The sequence below is a fragment of the Leucobacter luti genome (assembly GCF_019464495.1).
GTDB lineage: Bacteria > Actinomycetota > Actinomycetes > Actinomycetales > Microbacteriaceae > Leucobacter > Leucobacter luti_A.
Map to the genome: position 1 here is coordinate 148,361 of NZ_CP080492.1, position 18,333 is coordinate 166,693.

Below are 18,333 nucleotides of genomic sequence, written 5' to 3' on the forward strand. Positions count from 1 at the left end.
GGTGTCCTTAACGGTACGGGTTAAACAGGTGAATCCGCGCGGCGAGAGAGGGCACCTTGCGGGGTGTGTGGTGTGAGCCACACGCAAGCCAAGAACCAACTCTAGCAGATATCCGCGTAAATCGAATGAGACCGGACGCGGCGCGGCGCGCTTGAGGGTCTCCCTCTCTGAAGTCGGAGCTGAGCCAAGCGCCACTCACCAGCTCACCTCATCGCCGACGTGGATCTCGCCACCTGAGCCGGTGGGGAGCAAGAGCCGTCCCAGCGTTGGTTCGTGTTGCCCGAGCTGCTGCGTGAGAGTGGTCAAGATCCTCAGGTCGCGCTTGCCCGTGTCTGGATTCGCGTGGGTGGCGAGGCAGCGCACGATTGAGTGCTGCGGAGCAAACTCGACGCCGCCAATTGTGACTGGTCCGCGCCACGCGAGCTCGGCCTCGGCGGGCACGCCGTCGATCACGATGTTCGAACGAAAACGCCGGTCGTCCACCGTCGTGTCGAGCACCGTGGAGAGCGCCTGTACGCTCGCGCTGCTGTGCACGGAAATGTAGCCCCGTGCGCGATCCTGAAAGCGGGAGGTGATCCCGTCACCCAGGAGTTTGAGGGGAAGGCGTCCGGGTCGCTGCAGACGTTTGGCCTCAGGAGTGGTGAGCACGAACTCGGTCACCGCGTCCTCGAGTGCCAGCCGTCCTGCAGTGTCGAGACCAGCCTGCACGAGCACCCTGCCGTCACGAGAGAGGCGAACCGTGCCACTTTCCGCGGCATACTCCAGACGCAGCTCAGCGAGCGCTGGGAAGTCCTGGAGCGAAAGCCCTCCAGCCTTCGGCCACGAATCGAGGCCGTCACGGTCCTCGGGCTCCACCGCATCGGCGAAGCGGAAGGCCAGTACGCGGTCACCTGAGATCCTGCCATCATCCTGCACCAGCAGCGATTGCACGGGTTCGGGGGTAAACCCCTTCACTGGGTAGCGCGAGAGCGCGACGACTGTGGCCATGACCCCATCTTTGCAGAGCCTGTTCGTGGCTCAATGAGCGACTGGCGCTCGCTGCATGCGATAATGGCTCACAATGTCTCCACGCAGCGTGAACCCTCCTGTCCCGGCGTCGACCGACCCCGCGCGCATCCGCAACTTTTGCATCATTGCGCACATCGATCACGGCAAGTCGACGCTTGCTGACCGCATGTTGCAGGTCACGGGCACCGTACCCGACCGCGAAATGCGGGCGCAGTACCTCGATCGCATGGATATTGAGCGCGAGCGCGGTATCACGATCAAGTCGCAGGCCGTCCGCATGCACTGGGATGCCGATGGCACCGCGTACGCACTCAACATGATCGACACGCCGGGTCACGTCGACTTCAGCTATGAAGTCTCGCGCTCACTTGCAGCGTGTGAAGGCGCCATTCTGCTCGTTGACGCAGCACAGGGGATTGAGGCGCAGACGCTCGCGAACCTCTATCTCGCCATGGAGAACGACCTTGAGATCATTCCCGTGCTGAATAAGATCGATCTTCCTGCCGCGGACCCTGAGCGCGTGTCGCGCGAGATCGCTGATCTCATCGGCGGAAACCCCGAGGACATTTTGAAGGTGTCTGGCAAAACCGGGGCAGGCGTCGAAGAGCTGCTCGACAGTGTTGTGCAGCGGATTCCGGCCCCCGTTGGCGACCCCGACGCGCCACCCCGGGCGATGATCTTTGACTCGGTGTACGACGCCTACCGCGGTGTTGTCACCTACGTGCGCATGATTGACGGCAAACTCTCACCGCGTGAAAAGGTGCAGATGATGTCGACCGGGTCTGATCACGAAGCGCTTGAGATTGGTGTGTCGTCTCCGGAGCCGACACCAACGAAGGGGCTCGCAGTCGGCGAGGTGGGCTACCTCATTACCGGCGTGAAAGACGTGCGTCAGTCGAAAGTCGGAGACACGATTACTTCGAAGCGCAATCCCGCTTCTGAGGCGCTGCCCGGCTACACCGATCCGAAGCCGATGGTGTTCTCCGGGCTGTACCCGCTCGACGGCAGTGACTACCCGGTGCTCCGTGAAGCCCTGGACAAGCTCAAGCTTGAGGATGCGGCGCTGCAGTTCGAACCGGAAACGTCTGTCGCGCTCGGCTTCGGCTTCCGTTGCGGATTCCTCGGCCTGTTGCACCTCGAGATCGTCTCAGAGCGCCTGCGCCGCGAATTCGACCTCGATCTCATCGCCACCGCGCCCAGTGTGATTTACCAGGTCACCACGGACGATGGCAAAGAAGTGACCGTCACAAACCCTTCGGAATACCCCGACGGAAAGATCGCGAGCGTCCGCGAACCGGTCGTCAAAACTGCCATCCTCGCACCGAAAGACTATGTCGGGGCGATCATGGAGCTGTGCCAGAGCCGACGGGGCAACCTCATGGGGATGGAGTATCTCGGTGAGCGTGTTGAGCTGCGCTACAGCATGCCGCTCGGAGAAATCGTGTTCGACTTCTTCGATCATCTGAAGAGTCGTACCCAGGGCTACGCGAGCCTCGACTACGAGCCGATGGGGGATCAGGAAGCCGACCTCGTCAAGGTGGACATCCTGTTGCAGGGAGAAGCGGTCGATGCGTTCAGCGCGATTGTGCACCGCGACTCGGCTTACGCCTACGGCACGATGATGGCTGAGCGACTGCGCAAATTGATCCCGCGGCAGCAGTTCGAAGTCCCGATCCAGGCTGCAATTGGTGCGCGCGTGATTGCCCGTGAAACGATTCGTGCGATCCGCAAGGATGTCCTTGCCAAGTGCTACGGTGGCGACATTAGCCGCAAGCGCAAGCTGCTCGAGAAGCAGAAGGAAGGCAAGAAGCGCATGAAGATGGTCGGCCGCGTCGAGGTGCCGCAAGAAGCGTTCATCGCCGCCCTTTCGGGGGACGTGGAAGGCAAGGACGCGGCGAAGCGATGAGCGCGGGCCAGCCCCCGCGGCGCCGCAACCACGTCGATATGCCCGTTGCGTACGCGGCAGTCGGCGCATCGCGTGCACCAGATCTGATGCGCTTCCCGCCGAGCGGCAGCACTCCCTACGAGGAGGAGCTGCGCCTGGGGAGTGGGCAGGAACGGTTCCTCCTCGCATCCAGCCTGCTGATGACCTGGGGCGCCCAGCGCGGCGGCGGGTTCACCGTTCGCGAAACTGAGCGCGGCACGGGAGCCACCTATCTCAGCCCGAGCTTCGACGGTGCTGGCATGCCGCAAGCCGCCGGCGAAGTTGAGGAACACTTCGGCCCTGAGGGTGAACCGTACGTGGTTGCCGGAACGACGGCGGTGCTCGGTACGCCGGGAAAGCCTGATCGCGATATTCTCGTGGTGTACACGGTCTCCGAGCCGCGCCGCGTCGGCTTTGCCTGGGGCACGAGAGACGAGGACGGTCCCGTCGGGGAGCAGTTGTTCGCCGTCGAGCTCCGTGACGACGACACCGTGTGGGCGATTTCCCGCGGTTTCCTCGAGGCGCCGAAGAGCGGACTACTGGGACTGCGGGCTCGGGCCGAGGTCAAGCTTGCCGTAGAGGCGGTGCGCAAGCAGCTTGCGGCGCTCGCACCTGGGGCGCAGGCCAACGGCGTGGATATTGATTCCACGGCGACAGCTGCTCCTGAGGATCCCGCCCCCGAATTGCGTGGTACTCCGACAGCGGCAGAGCCGGGGGACGCTGCGGACCCGACGAGCGCTGCCGCACCTGCGGCTCCTTCTGAACCTGCGGACCTTGAGGCGTCTGGGGCTCCTGCCGAGCCTGCTGACTCTGAAGCGTCTGGGGCTCCCGCTGAACCTGCGGACCTTGAGGCGTCTGGGGCTCCCGCTGAGCCTGCTGACTCTGAAGCGTCTGGGGTTCCCGCTGAGTCTGCTGAGCCTGCTGAGCCTGCTGACCCTTCGGTTCCGGTGGAATCCACTCCTGACTCAAGTGCGACTGCCGGTGACACTGCGTCGCGTCAGGATCCGGAGCAGGATGAGGAACAGGAACAGGAACAGGAACAGGAGCTTGTGAGGGAGCACGACTCCGCTCCTGCGGGCTCATCTGAGGACGGCTCGGTCGCAACCGACACCGCAGAGGGATCACAGGCGCCAGAAGCCCCACCGGTTCCAGGTTCAGTCGATACGGCGAACCAACGAGTGACACATAAGCGTCGCCCGGGCACACCCCGTGCGTAACGAATGAGAGCGAGAACCTCCGATGCCGAGCGCACTGCCTGAGGGCGATCCGGCACCTGCGAACGGGGCGTTGCCCGCGAGCGTGTTAGACGGTGCGCAGACACGCCGATTTGGCGTGTATGTGCACGTGCCCTACTGCCGCGTGCGCTGCGGGTACTGCGACTTCAATACCTACACGGCAAGCGAACTCGGGGGCACCCGCCGCGACGAGTACGCGGATCAGGTGGAGTGGGAACTCGCCTTCGGTGCCCGCGTGATGCGCGAGGCTGGGCTTCCCGAGCGCGCGGTGTCCACCGTATTTTTCGGGGGCGGTACGCCAACGCTGTTGCCCGCGAGCGACCTCACTGCGATGCTGAGCAGGATCAAGACCGAGTGGGGTCTCGCACCAGGCGCTGAAGTGACGACCGAGGCAAACCCGGATTCGGTTGACGCGGCCTACCTGCAAGAGCTGGCGGCCGCAGGATTCACACGAGTGAGCTTTGGAATGCAGTCTGCTGTGCCGCATGTGCTCCGCACGCTCGATCGCACGCATCAGCCTGAGCGCGTGCCGCAGGTGGTCGCCTGGGCGCGTGAGGCAGGTTTGCAGGTGAGTGTCGACTTGATCTATGGGACACCGGGAGAGTCGCTAGCTGACTGGGAACGATCTATCGATGCCGCGCTCGTGTGCAATCCGGATCATATTTCGGCATATGCCCTGATTGTCGAATCGGGCACGAAGCTTGCGGCACAGATCCGTCGCGGCGAAGTTGCGCAGCCAGATGAGGATCTGCACGCCGAGATGTACGAGCTCGCCGACGCGCGATTCTCCGCAGCTGGCCTGGGCTGGTACGAGATCAGCAACTGGTCTCGGAGTGCGGACACGCGCTCACGACACAATCTCTCCTACTGGACCGGTGAGGATTGGTGGGCAGCTGGACCCGGCGCGCACAGCCATATCGGGGGAGTGCGGTGGTGGAATGTGAAGCACCCCGGTGCCTATGCCACCCGGGTGAACGAGGGTGTCTCTCCGGCGCATGCCCGTGAGCTGCTGAGCGACACCGCTCGTCGCGAGGAACGAGTGCTCCTCGAAACCCGGATTGTTGACGGTCTGCCCACCCACGTGCTGGATTCCGACGAACGGGCGGTTGTCTCAGCGTTGATCGCCGAGGGGCTCGTCGATGGCCGCGCGGCGATCGGTGGGCGCGTGGTGCCAACGCTGCGCGGACGCCTCCTCGCCGACACCGTGGTGCACCGCCTGCTCGGAGCTTGACAGGCGGCACACTGGCAACGTGTGCCGCGCGGCTTTCTCGGGGCTCGCAGAAGCTGTCGCGGCAGATGCTGCAGAACCTGCCGCTTCTGCAGAACCTGCAGAAGCTGCGAACTGCAGCGAAGGAGACTCCGAGCCGCGACTGAACCCGGCCGCTCCAGCCGTGACCGCAGCAGTTCAGCGCAGCCCCGCAGCCTGAGCTCTCCGGTTCACAAGACCTGCTTCCGTAGCCAAACGGAGAGTCGCTCTGTGGCATATACGGTCAGGAGGATCATAATGATGAGCGCGAGCGTTTGATCGAGCTGCCGCCCCCGAATCGATGCGTCAAGGGCCAACCCGATCCCGCCAGCTCCAACGACCCCCATGATGGTGGCTGAACGGACAAAGACGTCGAAAGTAAACAGCCCGGCCCCGATGATTGCGGGGAAGGCGGTCGGGATGGTGGATGTCACGGTACGTTGCAGCCACCCGGCACCGACAGCGTCCAGCGCTTCGGTAGTGCGTGACAGATCGGTATCTTCGATGGCATCGGCGATGAGCTTGCCGGTGAAACCGATCGCACCAATCGTGAGCGCTAAGACCCCGGCAAGGGGGCCAAGACCCACTGCGACGACGAGCAAGATGGCGAGCATGAGGTCGGGAATGCCTCGCACCACGAGGGTGAGCAGCCGGCTCAGCCGCGCGGCAACCGGGTGGAACGTGGCGTTCTTCGCGGCGATGATCCCGACTGGCAGCGCCAGAATCAGCCCCAGTGTCGCTGCGGCGAGCGCCATCGAGAGCGTCTCCAGCATCAGGGAGAGGTGGGGAGCGAGGTTGGTCACGAAGTCTGGTGGGAACATACCCAGGAGATACGGGCCAATCTCTCTGAGGGCCACGCCTATTTGGCCTGGGCCGAGTCTGAGCATGAGGAAGCTCGTGAGGATCAGCGCGAGCGCACTCCAGCCGAGAATCCACCGGGTCAGCCGATCTGGGCCCCAGCCTGCGCGGATGGGGCCGCCTCTGCGCGCTGGGCGCACGGGAATCGTGAGGGCCGAGGTGGCGTGTGTGCTGGTACTCACGGGGGCTCGTGTCGACATGAGGCGCGCACGTACCGAGAAGGGATTGTGCCGTGCGGGGGCCGATGACCCGAGGATCGCGGTCCGGGCGATAGCGGAGAGCTGCTCGACGAGGAGCACGAGTACGAAGATGATGAGGGCAATTGCGAGCACGCGGGTGTACACCATCTGTCCCAGCACGCGCTGCAGCTCAAAGCCGATCCCGCCGGCTCCGACGAAGCCGAGTATTACCGCGTTTCTCAGGTTGATGTCGAAGCGGTAGAGGCCGAGCGAGATCCAGTTCGACGCGACTTGCGGCAGCACGGCAGCAACGAAGGTCTGCAGTCTGGTGGCGCCCGTTGCCCTGCTTGCTTCCACGATGCCCTCGTCAATTTCCTCGATGCGATCTGCGAAGAATTTGCCGATCATGCCCACCGAGCTGAAGCCCATGGCGAGTACGCCAGCGGTCGGTCCGACGCCGATGGCGCGCACGAAGAGGAGCGCGAGGACGAGCGACGGGATTGCTCGGGTCAGCGTGATCACGAAGCGAGCAATGCTATAGGCCACTGGTCCCGTTGTGGTGTTCCGGGCAGCACACACAGCGAGGGGGATCGCGATCACGACTGCGATGGCAGTGCCAGCTGTCACCATCCAGAGCGTCTCAACTACCGCCTGGACATAGCGCCGCCAGTCAGTGAAGTTCGGTGGCACCAGCCGCTCAAGCAGATCTCTGATCGAATCGAGGCGGCCGAACACGTTCCATGGCGTGAAGTTCGTGTTCCAGAGCGCGGCCAGAAACAGTGCCGCCAGAATGAGTGCGGTGACGACGAGGCGGCGCCGCTGCGCGTTCGGAGGCGGCCGCAGTGCTGCTCGAAGCGGCGCAGGGTCGACGGGTGTCGTCATCGAGCGCTGAGTCATTCGGGTGCCTCCGGTGTGTGTGCGTTCGATTCTTCGGCTCGGTAAATCAAGGCGACGTCGTCTGGTTGCACGTCGCCCGCATCCCGGTCGAATACGATCTGACCCCCGCGGAGCCCGACGATGCGGTCGGCCCAGTCGATCGCGACCTCCACTTGATGCAGACTGCAGATCACGGTGAGTCCGTCTTCCTCACTCACCTGCTGGAGGATGTCCAGTACCTGCCGCGATGATTCGGGGTCGAGCGAGGCGACTGGCTCGTCAGCGAGCAGAAGCTCCGGTTGCTGGAACAGCGCTCGAGCGATCCCCACCCGCTGCTGTTGGCCGCCCGAGAGTGTGCCCGCGCGTTGAAATGCGTAATCAGCGAGCCCGACACGGTCGAGCTGTTCGAGTGCCGCCAATCGCATCCGATTTGGGTACATCAGGAGGCCAGAACGTGGCCCGCGGAGTGTGCCGAGGCCGCCTGCCAGTACGTTTTCAATCGCGCTGAGCCGGCCCACCAGGTTGAAATGCTGAAAGACGAACGCCACGCGCTGGCGGAACTGCCGGAGCTGGCGTCCCCGCATCGCCAGCGGGTCCGTGCCGAGCACTGTCAGATCCCCTGTGCTCGGATCGTGGAGTCGGTTCAGGAGTCGCAACGTGGTTGACTTCCCTGAGCCCGAGAGACCGAGGAGGACAAGACGTTGCCGGTACGGGACTGCGAGGTCGATGCCAGCGAGCGCTGGCACCGCACTCCCGTCAAACGACTTCGTGATGTTGCGGAGGTCAACCGCCAGTTCGGCCGGATGCGTCGTGGCTTCCATGTTTCGTTCCTTTCTCGACGGTGGACTGCGGTGTCGCACCGGTCAGGAGTGGGTGTGCGGCTGCGGCGATCTGATCCGCAACTTGGGGGGAGCGCGCAACCACATAGCTCGGGCCGGCCCACTGGCCGAATCCGGGGGGCGGGGGGTCGAGCACGCGAATGCTGCATCCGACGGCGCTGGCGAGCGCAAACCCTGCCGCGACGTCCCAGGGTTGCGCTGCCCGGAGTTCAAACGCCACACGTGCCCGCCCGGCTGCGACGTGTGCCAGTTGCAGCGCAAACGAACCGCGTCCGCGGACTGGTCCAAGGGCACGCAAGTGCGTGAGGAGCTGGGGCGAGCCTGGGGCGGTGGGTGTTTCACCGACGAAGGGCCAGATCGTCAGCACGCCGGGCTTGCCCTCGTGAGTGTTCGTGTAGGGGAGTGGCGCGTCGTTGATCCAGGCTCCCGTGGTGTCTGCCCAGAACGTTTCGCGCTCGAGTGGGTCATGCACCGCTCCCGCGACGAGCCTTCCAGCGACTTCGACGCCGATCGAGGTGCAAAAGTACGGGATGCCGCTGATGTAGTTGAGCGTCCCGTCAATGGGATCGATGTGCCAGCGCACATCATCATCGCCTCCGGTGCGATGACCGAACTCCTCACCCACAATTGTTGAGCCGGGAAACTCCCGCAGCAGCTGTGCGGAGATTCGCTGCTCCGAGCGACGGTCGATCTCAGTCACCGGGTCACTTGCGCTGCTTTTGTACCTGATGTCGAGGTCGGTGCGGTAGTGGTCCGCGATATCTTCTGAGACAAGCTCCGCCGCGACGCGTGCAGCACTCGCGAGCGCATCAACCAGAGCCGCATCCCGCACGGCTACACCTCCTCGCAGGCCGGCGCACGGGTGATCTTGCACACCTCTCTGAGGGCTTCCCAGTAGCTTTCTTCCTGTGGAATGACGCCCCAGAACACGTCGACGGCGTGGCAAATCTCGCCGTTGGCGGAGTCACTACGCCGGTCTGCTGGACACGCGTTCTGCTCGATAGCGAAGTCCCCGTTGATCTTGAGGACGGCTTCGCTGATGGTCTTCCGAAGCTCCGGATCGAGCTCGGTGGAAATCGAAATTCCCGGGCTCGGAACCTCGGCCCGCCACACCTCGGTGAACTCGTCCGCTCGGTCCAGATACTCGCGGTTGGTGCCAAAAGTGAATACCGCGGCGCACTCCCCGTCGAGCATCGACTGCACCGCGGAAGCGTGATCGCCGATGAAGATAGCGTTGAGGTCCACCTCCGGATCAATACCGAGCTCAAGGAAGCCGGCGGAGGGGAATAGGTAGCCGGTGGCGGAACCCGGGTCGATAAAGCAGACGTCTGCTCCCCGCATGTCAGCCAACCCGGTGATCGCGCTATCAGCACGAACCAGTCCAACCGCAGAATTGTGAGTCTCGGTGGGGGCATCGACCAGGGCGCCAATGGTGTCGATCTGTGCGCCATTGTCGCGTGCCATGATCTGAGCGAACGGCCCAAGCATCACGAGATCGAGGTCCCCGGCAATTGTCGCCTCGACCACTGGGGCAACGTTGGTGGCCTCGAGGATCTCGATCGCGAGCCCAGTTTCCTGCTCGAATAGCTCGGTAAAGATCCGATAGTTGCCGAGCGTCGCCTCAACTGTTTCGGCGGGAACCACGCCGAAGCGAATCGTCTGCGTGCCACCGGCTTCGTCGTTGCTGCTGCAGCCAACGAGTGACACAGCAAGCAATGGCGCAGCAATTGCGGCGATGAGCGGGGTGAGTTTTCGCATCTCAATTTCCTCCTGAACGCTGGGTTCGTCAACGCGGCTGACGGGACGCCGCAAAGGGAGGAGGTCGATGATCTCTGGGGCAAGGCTATCCCCGGCCAGAGCTGCGCCCTTGCCCATCTGTGCACGCTGCTTGCACTTCTGTGCAGACAGCGGTCGTCGCTCTTCGCTGCGTACGGGGGGAGAGCGCGATGCACCTCTCCGGAACTGGTGCTCGCTGGCGACACAGCTGGCGCTCGCTGACGTTTCGGCAGTGCACGGAAACTGCCGGGTCACCTGCGCTAGACTTGGCACTCAGTGATGCTGAGTGCCAAAGATAGTGCGGCGCCGGGAGGAGGGGTCATGGTTTCCGAACGGAGTCTGGCGGTGTTGCACGCCATCGTGAGCGACTACGTCTCCTCCAACGAACCTGTGGGTTCGAAAGCCATTGTTGATCGGCACCAATTCGGCGTCTCCGCGGCGACGATTCGCAACGATATGGCCTTGCTTGAGGACGACGAACTCATCGCCCAACCGCACACCTCGTCCGGCCGCGTACCCACTGACAAGGGGTACCGTCTCTATGTCGATACGCTCGCGAGCGTTCGCCCGCTCACCGGAGCTCAACGCGCGGCGATCGAGCGATTCCTTGGCGAGTCAACCGATCTCCACGACGTTATGGCACGCACGGTTCGATTGCTCTCACAGCTCACGAACCAGGTGGCTGTGGCGCAGTACCCGTCCTTGCGTCGCACCGTTGTGCGCCATATTGACTTGGTGGCGATCGGGGAGGATCGAGTGCTCTGCGTCTTGATCCTGGGTAGCGGAGTCGTCGAGCAACAGGTCGCTTGGTTGCCCGCCTCACAGGTCACTGAAGCTTGGGTGCACGGACTGCGTGAGCGGATCGCGGAGGCTGCGGTGGGTGCTGATGTCGAGGCTGCCGCGGCGGCAATCGGCACGCTGACCGCCCGAATTTCTGAGTGGTCAGAGCCGGGCGAAGCTGATCTGGTTCGCCGCGTTCTCGATGTGGTTGGCTCACAACTGAGCGCGAACCGCACCGATCGGATCGCAGTGGCCGGTGCTGCCAACGTATCGCGTCCCGGCGAGTTCCAGGGTGCGTTGCCCGTGGTGCTTGAAGCTATCGAGGAGCAAGTGACCCTGCTGCGTCTCTTTGACGAGCTGGTGCAGGATGGTCGCGATGTTACCGCGTCGATCGGGCGCGAGAACCTCGCATACGGACTCTCAGCAGCTTCTGTGCTCGCCTCGAGCTACGAAGAAGAAGGAGCGACGGTCGCAAAGCTCGGCGTGCTTGGCCCGATGCGCATGGACTACGCCGGGAACATCGCGGCGGTCCGCGCTGTTGCACGGTACTTGAACCGATTCCTGGGTGAAGAGCGGTAGCCTCGCGCACCGTCAGCATCACCGAACTGTACGAACACACGAACAACCCTGAGGAGTACACCCCGTGGCCGATCACTACGAGACTTTGGGCGTTTCGCGCGAAGCGACGCCCGAGGAGATCAAGAAGGCCTATCGCCGGCTGGCGCGAGAACTGCACCCTGATGTCAACCCCAGCGAGGACGCCTCGGAGCGGTTCAAGAGCGTGACTCACGCGTATGACGTGTTGAGCGATCCTGAGCAGCGGCAGCGGTACGACCTGGGCGGTGGCCAGGGCGGTGCGAACGGCTTTGGCGACATCTTTGAGACGTTCTTCGGAGGCGGTGGCTTCGGCGGCCAGCAGCGCGGTCCACGATCGCGCGCGGAACGCGGCGATGACGCGATGATTCGTGTGGACGTTTCCCTGCAGGATGTCATCTTTGGGGTGCAGCGTGACGTCACCGTGAACACGGCGGTGCTCTGCACCGTGTGCCAGGGGAGCTGCACGCAACCGGGCACTCACCCAGTCACCTGTGATGTCTGCGGCGGTCAGGGCCAGGTGCAGCGCCAGGTGCGCTCACTGTTCGGCAATGTGGTGACGATGCACCCGTGTGGCAGCTGCCAGGGGTACGGCACCATCATCGAGCATCCCTGTGTCGAGTGCGCGGGGAAGGGCCGTGTGCGCGAGCGCCGCACGCTCACCGTCGATGTTCCCTCGGGAATCGATACCGGCACCCGGTTGCAAATGCGCGGTGGAGGGGAAGTTGGCCCCGGTGGCGGCCCCAATGGCGATCTCTTCATTGAGTTCCGTGTCATGCACCACGATATCTTCAGCCGCGATGGCAATGACCTGCTCTGCACCATGCAGGTTTCGATGACCGACGCGATTCTCGGCGCCGACGCCAAGCTCGAGGCCCTCGACGGCGAGGTCGAAGTTGAGGTTGAAGCCGGAGTGCAGTCGGGTGACGTCTTGACCGTCCGCGGACGCGGCATCCAGGGACTTCGCAGCACGACGCGAGGCGACTTGAAGATTGCGGTCCAGGTCGCCACTCCGAGTAAGCTCTCCGGACGCGAGAAGGATCTCGTGCGCCAACTCGCTGCGCTCCGCAAGGACGAGCCACCACACCTCGGCGAGTTCCAGCAAGGCTTCTTTGGCAAGATCCGCGATCGCTTCTTCCGTCAGGGATAGCCGTGGCGAACCTCTACTATCGCGAGGAGCTGTCGGCCGCAGAGTTTGTCTCAGGCGCAGAACTCGAGGTGGTCGGTGACGAGGCTCACCATGCGGTGCGGGTGAGCCGCCTGCGTGTTGGCGAGCACATCATGCTCGGAAACGGTGCGGGTTCGCTCGGCCTCGGTGAGGTGATTGCTGCGGATAAGCAGCGTTTCGTCGTTCGCCTCGCGGAGGTCCAGCAGGTGCCATCCCCTCGGCAGCGCATCACGCTGGTGCAGGCCCTCGCCAAGGGCGATCGTGATGAACGTGCGGTGGAGCAAGCCACAGAATTCGGGATCGACGCGATTCAGCCATGGGGTGCCGCGCGCTCCGTGTCGCGCTGGGCCCCTGGCGAGAAGACTGAGCGCGGAGTGGCAAAGTGGCAGCGCATCGCGCGGGAGGCCGCCAAGCAATCGCTGCGGCCATGGACGCCGGACGTCTTGGCTCCTACCACCCTCGCAGAGCTTGCACAGCACGCCAGCCGCGAGGGCTCAGAGGTGTTGGTGTTGCACCCGCGCGGCTTGGGTACGCTGAGCGGTTGGGCAGCAGTCTGTCTCACGCAGGAAGTCCGCGATCTCTTCCTGGTCGTTGGACCAGAGGGTGGCTTCGATGACTCAGAGCTTGAGGCGCTCGACACCGCCGGCGCGCAGATCCTCACGCTCGGATCGACAGTACTGCGCACCTCCAGTGCTGGTCCTGCCGGCCTGGCTGTGCTGAACATGGTGCTCGGGCGGTGGTAGCGCTGGGTGTGCGCCCCGTCCCTGCCGTAGACTGATCGCATGGCTACTGAAACGGTGTTCGGCAAGATCGTCTCGGGCGAAATCCCGGTCGAGATTCTCGCGGAAACAGATCGGGTCATTGCGTTCCCCGATATGCACCCGCAGGCTCCCGTGCACCTGCTCGTGATCCCCAAGTCAACGGCGTACGCCAATGTGACGGAGCTTGCTGCGGGCGATCCCGAGACCCTAGCGGAAATGGTGACCGTCGCACAACAGCTCGCAGCTGAACACGCGAACGGCGAGTTCCGTCTTATTTTCAACAATGGCGCATCCGTAGGACAAACCGTGTTCCACGTGCACGCACACGTGCTCGCCGGAAATCTCGAGGAGAGTTCACTCGTTGGATCCTGAACCAACGCATTCCAGTTCCACCACCTCAGCTGATGGTTCCGAACTGCAGCGCACTGTGCTGCTGACCGGGATCGATCTGGCGTCCTTTCTCGGCCACCGGGATCAGCTCATTCGTGACCTCGAATCTCAGCACCCGGAAGTCTCCTTTCATTCGCGTGACGAGGTGCTCACACTCCGCGGGCCCGTCGCCGCAGTGCGCACAGCGGAGAGCGTCGTCCGTGAGGTACTCGAACTTGCGCGCCGGAGTGGTCCGGTGTCTCGCTCTGATGTCAAGGAGGTCACCCGTATGGTGCACGAGGGCAATGGGCCCACCGCGGCACAGGTGCTGAGCGCGCCGATTTTGACGGTGCGGGGGAATTCTGTGCGTCCGCAGACCCGAGGGCAGCGTGCCTACGTCGACGCGATTGACGCGAACACGATCGTGTTTGGGATCGGGCCTGCAGGCACAGGCAAAACGTACCTCGCGATGGCAAAGGCCGTGCAAGCGCTGCAGCGTCGCGAAGTCGCGAAGATCATTCTCACGCGCCCCGCGGTTGAAGCGGGGGAGCGCCTCGGCTATTTGCCCGGCACGCTCGAAGACAAAATCGATCCGTACTTGCGTCCGCTATTCGACGCGATCGGATCGATGATGGATGCCGATATGGTGCCGAAGTTGCTCACGAACGGCACGATCGAGGTCGCCCCACTCGCGTATATGCGCGGGCGAACGCTGAACGAGTCGTTTGTTGTGCTCGACGAGGCTCAGAACACCACGCCCGAACAGATGAAAATGTTTCTTACCCGGCTCGGCTACGGTTCGAAGATGGTGGTCACGGGTGATATCACCCAGGTGGATCTGCCAATCGCCGCAAGCGGGCTGCGCGTCGTGAACAACATCCTGCGTGGCGTTGAGGACATCCACTTCGCTGAACTTGGCGCTGACGACATCGTGCGCCACAGTCTCGTTGGTCGGATCGTCGACGCCTACGCTGTGCACGATGAACGGCGTGCGGCCGCGCAATCGGCCGCAGAACTTGCGCGCACAGCACGTGCCGCCACCGAATCCGTGAACGCTGAGGAGCAACTGGGATGATCGTCGAGATCAACAATGAGTCAGGGATCGCCGTCGAAGAAGAACGACTGCAGCGACTCGCGGCCTTCGTACTGGAATCGATGCACGTGCACCCCGACGCCGAACTCGGCGTCGTGATGTCGGATGAAGCTGCGATTGAGCAACTGCACGTGCAGTGGATGGATGAGCCAGGCCCCACTGATGTGCTGAGCTTCCCCATGGACGAGCTGCGGCCCGGCCGCGCCGAGGCACAGACCCCGGCCGGACTACTCGGCGATATCGTGATCTGTCCGCAGGTGGCACAAGTGCAGGCTGAGGCGGCAGGGCACGATCTGATGCAGGAGATGTCAGTGTTGCTGACACACGGGATGCTGCACTTGCTCGGCTTCGACCACGCGACGCCCGAGGAAGAGGCTGAGATGTTCGGTCTGCAGCGAGACCTCCTGCTCTCGTTTGCGATGCGTGAGCGCACTCGATGACGCTAGGCCTGAGTGCTCTGCTGCTCGCCGCCGCCGTCCTCCTTCTCGGAATCGGCGGCCTGCTCGCGGCTGCCGACGCGGCGCTTGGCGTGCGTTCGCGTGCCGAGTTGATTGCGCTCGCCGAGGCGTCCCCGCGCACTGGGGCGGCGATTCAGGCAATTGCCGAGGATGAGGCGCGGCACGCAAATGCCCTGAGCTTCGCGCGCGTCTTCGCCGAAACGCTCTCCGCGGTGCTGATCACGCTCGTGCTTGCGTATTCACTTGATGAGCTCTGGCTTGAACTGGTGATTGCCACACTTGCGATGACCGCACTCACCTTTGTGCTGGTGGGATCCAGCCCGCGCACTGTGGGGACTCATCATCCGGATCAGGTGATCCGCTTCGCAGCGCCCTCGATCCGCGCCATTCGTGTGATCCTGGGCCCGGTGGCGACCGGGCTGCAACGCTTCGGCGACCGAGTGACCCCGGGCCGCGGTGATGGCGGTGCACGGATCCGCGATGAGCAGCAACTGCTCTCGATGGTGGATCAGGCCGCTGAGCAGTCTCTGCTCGAAGCGGACGACCAGGAGTACATCCACTCGCTCGTCGAGTTCGGAGATACGCTCGTGCGCGAAGTGATGGTGCCCAGAATCGACATGGTGACACTCGACAGCGAAACGACCGTGCAAGCAGCGCTCGATCAGGTACTCACCTCACGCCACTCCCGCGTACCCGTGATCGCAGGTGAGGTAGATGATGTCGCTGGTATCGCGTACTTGCGTGATCTGAGCAGTTTCCTGCTGCGCCGGCCGGACGAGGCGCCTGTCGCTCCCGTGACACGGGTCATGAAGCCTGCGGTTTTCGTGCCGGAGACCCAGCGCGCCGATAAGCTGTTGCGCCGGATGCAATCGGAAGCAAACCACCTTGCGCTCGTCGTTGACGAGTATGGCGGGATCTCAGGCCTGGTGACGCTTGAGGATCTTATTGAGGAGCTCCTCGGAGAGATCAGCGACGAGCACGATCGAGATGTGCCGGAGGCGGCGCAGCAGCCCGACGGTTCGTACCTGGTGAGTGCGCGGCTGTCGGTGGAAGAACTCGGAGATCTATTTGGGATCGAACTCGACGATGACGAAGTTGACACTGTCGGGGGTCTGGTCGCAAAACAACTCGGGCGGCTCCCTGAACAGGGAGACACCATCACGGTCGCAGGCATCGCACTGACGGCGATGACTATGGAACGCCGACGGCAGCGCTTGCTGATCGTCGCTGCCCGATGGGCGGGCAACAACGATGCGGAGGACACAGCATGACGGATCTTACGGATCAGCCAGAAGGGGAGTTCCGTGCCGGATTCGTCTCCTTCGTGGGACGCCCCAACGTCGGAAAATCGACCTTGACGAACGCTCTCGTCGGGGAGAAAATCGCGATTACCAGCCCGAAGCCGCAGACGACGCGTCGGGCCATTCGCGGGATCGCGCATCGTCCCGATGGCCAACTCATCATCGTGGATACGCCCGGCATCCACCGGCCCCGCACGCTGCTTGGCGAGCGTTTGAACGCGCTCGTCGAATCCACACTCGGTGACGTCGACGTGATCGGCTTCTGTGTTCCCGCCACTGAGAAACTGGGGCCAGGCGATCGGTTCATCAACGACCGGCTCGAAGACTTCCCACGGGCCAAAAAAGTGGCGATCCTCACGAAAGTTGACGAGGCCTCGCAGAGCGAGATCATCGATCAGCTCACCAGGCTTGGTGAACTGCGGGAGTGGGATGCGGTCGTTCCGGTATCGGCGCTCACCAACGAACAACTCGACGTACTCTCCGATGTGCTGCTCGGCCTTATGCCGGTTTCCCCGCCGCTCTATGATTCCGAGGACACCACCGATGAGGGGGAGGACGACCGCATCGCAGAGTTGATCCGCGAGGCCGCCCTCGACGGCGTCCGGGACGAGTTGCCGCACTCGCTTGCGGCGACGGTGGACGATCGGGTCGAACGGGAGCCAACCGAGGACGGCACTCCCGGGCTGCTGGAGATCTACGCCTCACTCTATGTTGAGCGCGACAGCCAGAAAGGGATTGTGATCGGCAAGGGCGGCTCGCGGCTGCGTGACGTCGGCGAGCGCGCGCGGCACGAGATTGAAGCCCTCATTGGGCGGAGAGTCTTCCTCTCAATGCGTGTCAAGGTGCTGAAGGAATGGCAGCGCGATCCGAAGGCACTCGGTAGGCTCGGGTTCTAGCCGGTCCGGCTTCAGCGACCGCAGAGGGGAATCTCGTGGAATCAATTACTGATCAGGCTTCGATTACCGGTCTCATGCAGGACTACGGTCCAGCCGCCATCATTTGGTATGTCGTCGTGGCGATCGCGCTGTGGCGCGTGTTCTCGAAGGCGGGGTACCCGGGGATCCTTGCGATCATCCCGATCGTGAACATCTTCGTGCTCGTCAAAGTTGCTGGCTACTCTGCTTGGATGACACTGCTATACGTGATCCCGATCGTCGGGTTCATCTTCTCGATATTTGTGGCATTTCGGCTCGGGGATCGCTTTGCGAAGGGCGGGGTGTTCTCGTTCTTCTTGCTCTGGATCCTCTCACCGATCGGCTACCTGATTCTCGGTTTCGGTGGATCTCGCTACACGCCGCGTCGCTAGACGAAGCAATGAACGGGGCCGTGGTGCATGCACCACGGCCCCGTTTTGCGTGTAATGGGTATTCCGTCGGTGACGGAGTCTGCAGTGGAGACGCACCTAGATGATCACGAGGATCCCGACGCTGCTCAGTACGATGCCAGCGATGCTGAGGCCCCGAGAGCGCCCAGTTATTGTGGACCGCGTCAGTCCAAAGATGGAGAGTATGAGACCGGTGATTCCTGCAGCAAGGCCAAATATGAGGGGGAGAAACACGGACACGATGCCGACGACGAATCCGGCGACGCCGATCCCGTTCGACGCTGTGCCCCGGTACACGGGTCCGTAGCCCTGCTGGCCGGGATACGGCTGAGCCTGGTACTGCGGCTGGGCGTATTGCACTGCATACTCGGGCTGTAACGGTTGCTGGTACGCAGTCGCTTGGTGCGCTTGCTGCGCTTGCTGCGTGTTGGCTGCGACGTGTGCGGTCCATTGCCTGCCGTCCCAGTAGCGTGTGACGCCCTCGGGGTCCTGGTACCAGCCTGCTGCGGTGATCATGGGTGTGCCTGCCTTGGTGGTCGATTCA

18 protein-coding genes are annotated in these 18,333 nt (G+C 63.3%); 12 read left to right on the forward strand and 6 right to left on the reverse strand.

The genetic code is table 11. From position 1 onward, the window contains the following. Window positions 1-195 precede the first annotated feature (195 nt). The gene (locus tag K1X41_RS00695) at window positions 196-987 is read right to left on the reverse strand and encodes an MOSC domain-containing protein (RefSeq protein ID WP_220175083.1); all 792 of its coding nucleotides are present in this window, start codon (window positions 985-987) and stop codon (window positions 196-198) included. Window positions 988-1,060: 73 nt separating this feature from the next. Here K1X41_RS00695 and lepA point away from each other — a divergent pair, with 73 nt between their 5' ends. The 3 genes from lepA to hemW are packed head-to-tail and all read left to right on the forward strand — an operon-like array spanning window position 1,061 to window position 5,398. Then, complete coding sequence (gene lepA / locus K1X41_RS00700) at window positions 1,061-2,914, forward strand: translation elongation factor 4 (RefSeq protein ID WP_132203065.1); 1,854 nt, start codon at window positions 1,061-1,063, stop codon at window positions 2,912-2,914. Then, window positions 2,911-4,149 carry a DUF1990 family protein gene (locus tag K1X41_RS00705; protein WP_220175084.1) on the forward strand — a complete coding sequence of 413 codons (1,239 nt, stop codon included), beginning with the start codon at window positions 2,911-2,913 and terminating at the stop codon, window positions 4,147-4,149. The genes lepA and K1X41_RS00705 overlap by 4 nt, the downstream gene beginning before the upstream one ends. Before the next feature lie 22 nt (window positions 4,150-4,171). Beyond that, window positions 4,172-5,398: a radical SAM family heme chaperone HemW gene (gene hemW, locus K1X41_RS00710; RefSeq protein ID WP_220175085.1), complete on the forward strand. Its 1,227-nt coding sequence runs from the start codon at window positions 4,172-4,174 to the stop codon at window positions 5,396-5,398. Window positions 5,399-5,604: 206 nt separating this feature from the next. On the opposite strand, the gene phnE is transcribed toward hemW, so the two are convergent. From phnE to K1X41_RS00730, 4 genes are read right to left on the reverse strand one after another with little or no spacing between them, the layout of a single operon-like run. Continuing rightward, window positions 5,605-7,347 carry a phosphonate ABC transporter, permease protein PhnE gene (gene phnE / locus K1X41_RS00715; protein WP_220175086.1) on the reverse strand — a complete coding sequence of 581 codons (1,743 nt, stop codon included), beginning with the start codon at window positions 7,345-7,347 and terminating at the stop codon, window positions 5,605-5,607. Further along, window positions 7,344-8,147 carry a phosphonate ABC transporter ATP-binding protein gene (phnC, locus tag K1X41_RS00720; RefSeq protein ID WP_132203073.1) on the reverse strand — a complete coding sequence of 268 codons (804 nt, stop codon included), beginning with the start codon at window positions 8,145-8,147 and terminating at the stop codon, window positions 7,344-7,346. The genes phnE and phnC overlap by 4 nt, the downstream gene beginning before the upstream one ends. Further along, window positions 8,110-8,997, reverse strand: coding sequence for an inositol monophosphatase family protein (locus K1X41_RS00725; protein ID WP_220175087.1), 888 nt, complete (start codon window positions 8,995-8,997; stop codon window positions 8,110-8,112). The genes phnC and K1X41_RS00725 overlap by 38 nt, the downstream gene beginning before the upstream one ends. Before the next feature lie 2 nt (window positions 8,998-8,999). After that, window positions 9,000-10,040 carry a phosphate/phosphite/phosphonate ABC transporter substrate-binding protein gene (locus K1X41_RS00730; protein ID WP_220175088.1) on the reverse strand — a complete coding sequence of 347 codons (1,041 nt, stop codon included), beginning with the start codon at window positions 10,038-10,040 and terminating at the stop codon, window positions 9,000-9,002. 222 nt (window positions 10,041-10,262) lie between these two features. Here K1X41_RS00730 and hrcA point away from each other — a divergent pair, with 222 nt between their 5' ends. The 9 genes from hrcA to K1X41_RS00775 all read left to right on the forward strand — a co-directional run bounded on the left by hrcA (window position 10,263) and on the right by K1X41_RS00775 (window position 17,771). After that, a complete protein-coding gene (gene hrcA / locus K1X41_RS00735; RefSeq protein ID WP_132203079.1) occupies window positions 10,263-11,300 on the forward strand; it encodes a heat-inducible transcriptional repressor HrcA in 1,038 nt (345 codons plus the stop codon). A 64-nt stretch (window positions 11,301-11,364) separates the two neighbouring features. Further along, the gene (dnaJ, locus tag K1X41_RS00740) at window positions 11,365-12,465 is read left to right on the forward strand and encodes a molecular chaperone DnaJ (protein WP_132203081.1); all 1,101 of its coding nucleotides are present in this window, start codon (window positions 11,365-11,367) and stop codon (window positions 12,463-12,465) included. 2 nt (window positions 12,466-12,467) lie between these two features. Further along, window positions 12,468-13,226 (forward strand): 16S rRNA (uracil(1498)-N(3))-methyltransferase, encoded by a 759-nt coding sequence (locus tag K1X41_RS00745; protein ID WP_132203083.1) that lies wholly within the window; start codon window positions 12,468-12,470, stop codon window positions 13,224-13,226. Between the two features lie 39 nt (window positions 13,227-13,265). After that, on the forward strand, window positions 13,266-13,616 hold the full coding sequence (locus K1X41_RS00750; protein WP_132203085.1) for an HIT domain-containing protein: 351 nt from the start codon (window positions 13,266-13,268) through the stop codon (window positions 13,614-13,616). After that, window positions 13,606-14,688 (forward strand): PhoH family protein, encoded by a 1,083-nt coding sequence (locus K1X41_RS00755; protein WP_220175089.1) that lies wholly within the window; start codon window positions 13,606-13,608, stop codon window positions 14,686-14,688. Before K1X41_RS00750 ends, K1X41_RS00755 begins: the two co-directional genes overlap by 11 nt. Further along, window positions 14,685-15,146 carry an rRNA maturation RNase YbeY gene (ybeY, locus tag K1X41_RS00760; RefSeq protein ID WP_220175090.1) on the forward strand — a complete coding sequence of 154 codons (462 nt, stop codon included), beginning with the start codon at window positions 14,685-14,687 and terminating at the stop codon, window positions 15,144-15,146. The genes K1X41_RS00755 and ybeY overlap by 4 nt, the downstream gene beginning before the upstream one ends. Continuing rightward, window positions 15,143-16,435 carry a hemolysin family protein gene (locus K1X41_RS00765; protein ID WP_220175091.1) on the forward strand — a complete coding sequence of 431 codons (1,293 nt, stop codon included), beginning with the start codon at window positions 15,143-15,145 and terminating at the stop codon, window positions 16,433-16,435. The genes ybeY and K1X41_RS00765 overlap by 4 nt, the downstream gene beginning before the upstream one ends. Next, the gene (era, locus tag K1X41_RS00770) at window positions 16,432-17,361 is read left to right on the forward strand and encodes a GTPase Era (RefSeq protein WP_220175092.1); all 930 of its coding nucleotides are present in this window, start codon (window positions 16,432-16,434) and stop codon (window positions 17,359-17,361) included. The genes K1X41_RS00765 and era overlap by 4 nt, the downstream gene beginning before the upstream one ends. Window positions 17,362-17,396: 35 nt before the next feature. After that, window positions 17,397-17,771 (forward strand): DUF5684 domain-containing protein, encoded by a 375-nt coding sequence (locus K1X41_RS00775; protein WP_243642818.1) that lies wholly within the window; start codon window positions 17,397-17,399, stop codon window positions 17,769-17,771. A 96-nt stretch (window positions 17,772-17,867) separates the two neighbouring features. Here K1X41_RS00775 and K1X41_RS00780 read toward each other — a convergent pair whose 3' ends face one another. Beyond that, the gene (locus tag K1X41_RS00780) at window positions 17,868-18,305 is read right to left on the reverse strand and encodes a DUF2510 domain-containing protein (protein ID WP_220175093.1); all 438 of its coding nucleotides are present in this window, start codon (window positions 18,303-18,305) and stop codon (window positions 17,868-17,870) included. Window positions 18,306-18,333: the final 28 nt, after the last annotated feature.

Coding starts and splice junctions, on each gene's coding strand:
- phnE (WP_220175086.1), bottom strand. CDS start 7,347: ATGACTCAGCGCTCGATGACGACACCCGTCGACCCTGCGCCGCTTCGA.
- K1X41_RS00780 (WP_220175093.1), bottom strand. CDS start 18,305: ATGATCACCGCAGCAGGCTGGTACCAGGACCCCGAGGGCGTCACACGC.
- ybeY (WP_220175090.1), top strand. CDS start 14,685: ATGATCGTCGAGATCAACAATGAGTCAGGGATCGCCGTCGAAGAAGAA.
- lepA (WP_132203065.1), top strand. CDS start 1,061: ATGTCTCCACGCAGCGTGAACCCTCCTGTCCCGGCGTCGACCGACCCC.
- hrcA (WP_132203079.1), top strand. CDS start 10,263: ATGGTTTCCGAACGGAGTCTGGCGGTGTTGCACGCCATCGTGAGCGAC.
- hemW (WP_220175085.1), top strand. CDS start 4,172: ATGCCGAGCGCACTGCCTGAGGGCGATCCGGCACCTGCGAACGGGGCG.
- K1X41_RS00765 (WP_220175091.1), top strand. CDS start 15,143: ATGACGCTAGGCCTGAGTGCTCTGCTGCTCGCCGCCGCCGTCCTCCTT.
- K1X41_RS00705 (WP_220175084.1), top strand. CDS start 2,911: ATGAGCGCGGGCCAGCCCCCGCGGCGCCGCAACCACGTCGATATGCCC.
- K1X41_RS00730 (WP_220175088.1), bottom strand. CDS start 10,040: ATGGGCAAGGGCGCAGCTCTGGCCGGGGATAGCCTTGCCCCAGAGATC.
- K1X41_RS00750 (WP_132203085.1), top strand. CDS start 13,266: ATGGCTACTGAAACGGTGTTCGGCAAGATCGTCTCGGGCGAAATCCCG.
- K1X41_RS00695 (WP_220175083.1), bottom strand. CDS start 987: ATGGCCACAGTCGTCGCGCTCTCGCGCTACCCAGTGAAGGGGTTTACC.
- phnC (WP_132203073.1), bottom strand. CDS start 8,147: ATGGAAGCCACGACGCATCCGGCCGAACTGGCGGTTGACCTCCGCAAC.
- era (WP_220175092.1), top strand. CDS start 16,432: ATGACGGATCTTACGGATCAGCCAGAAGGGGAGTTCCGTGCCGGATTC.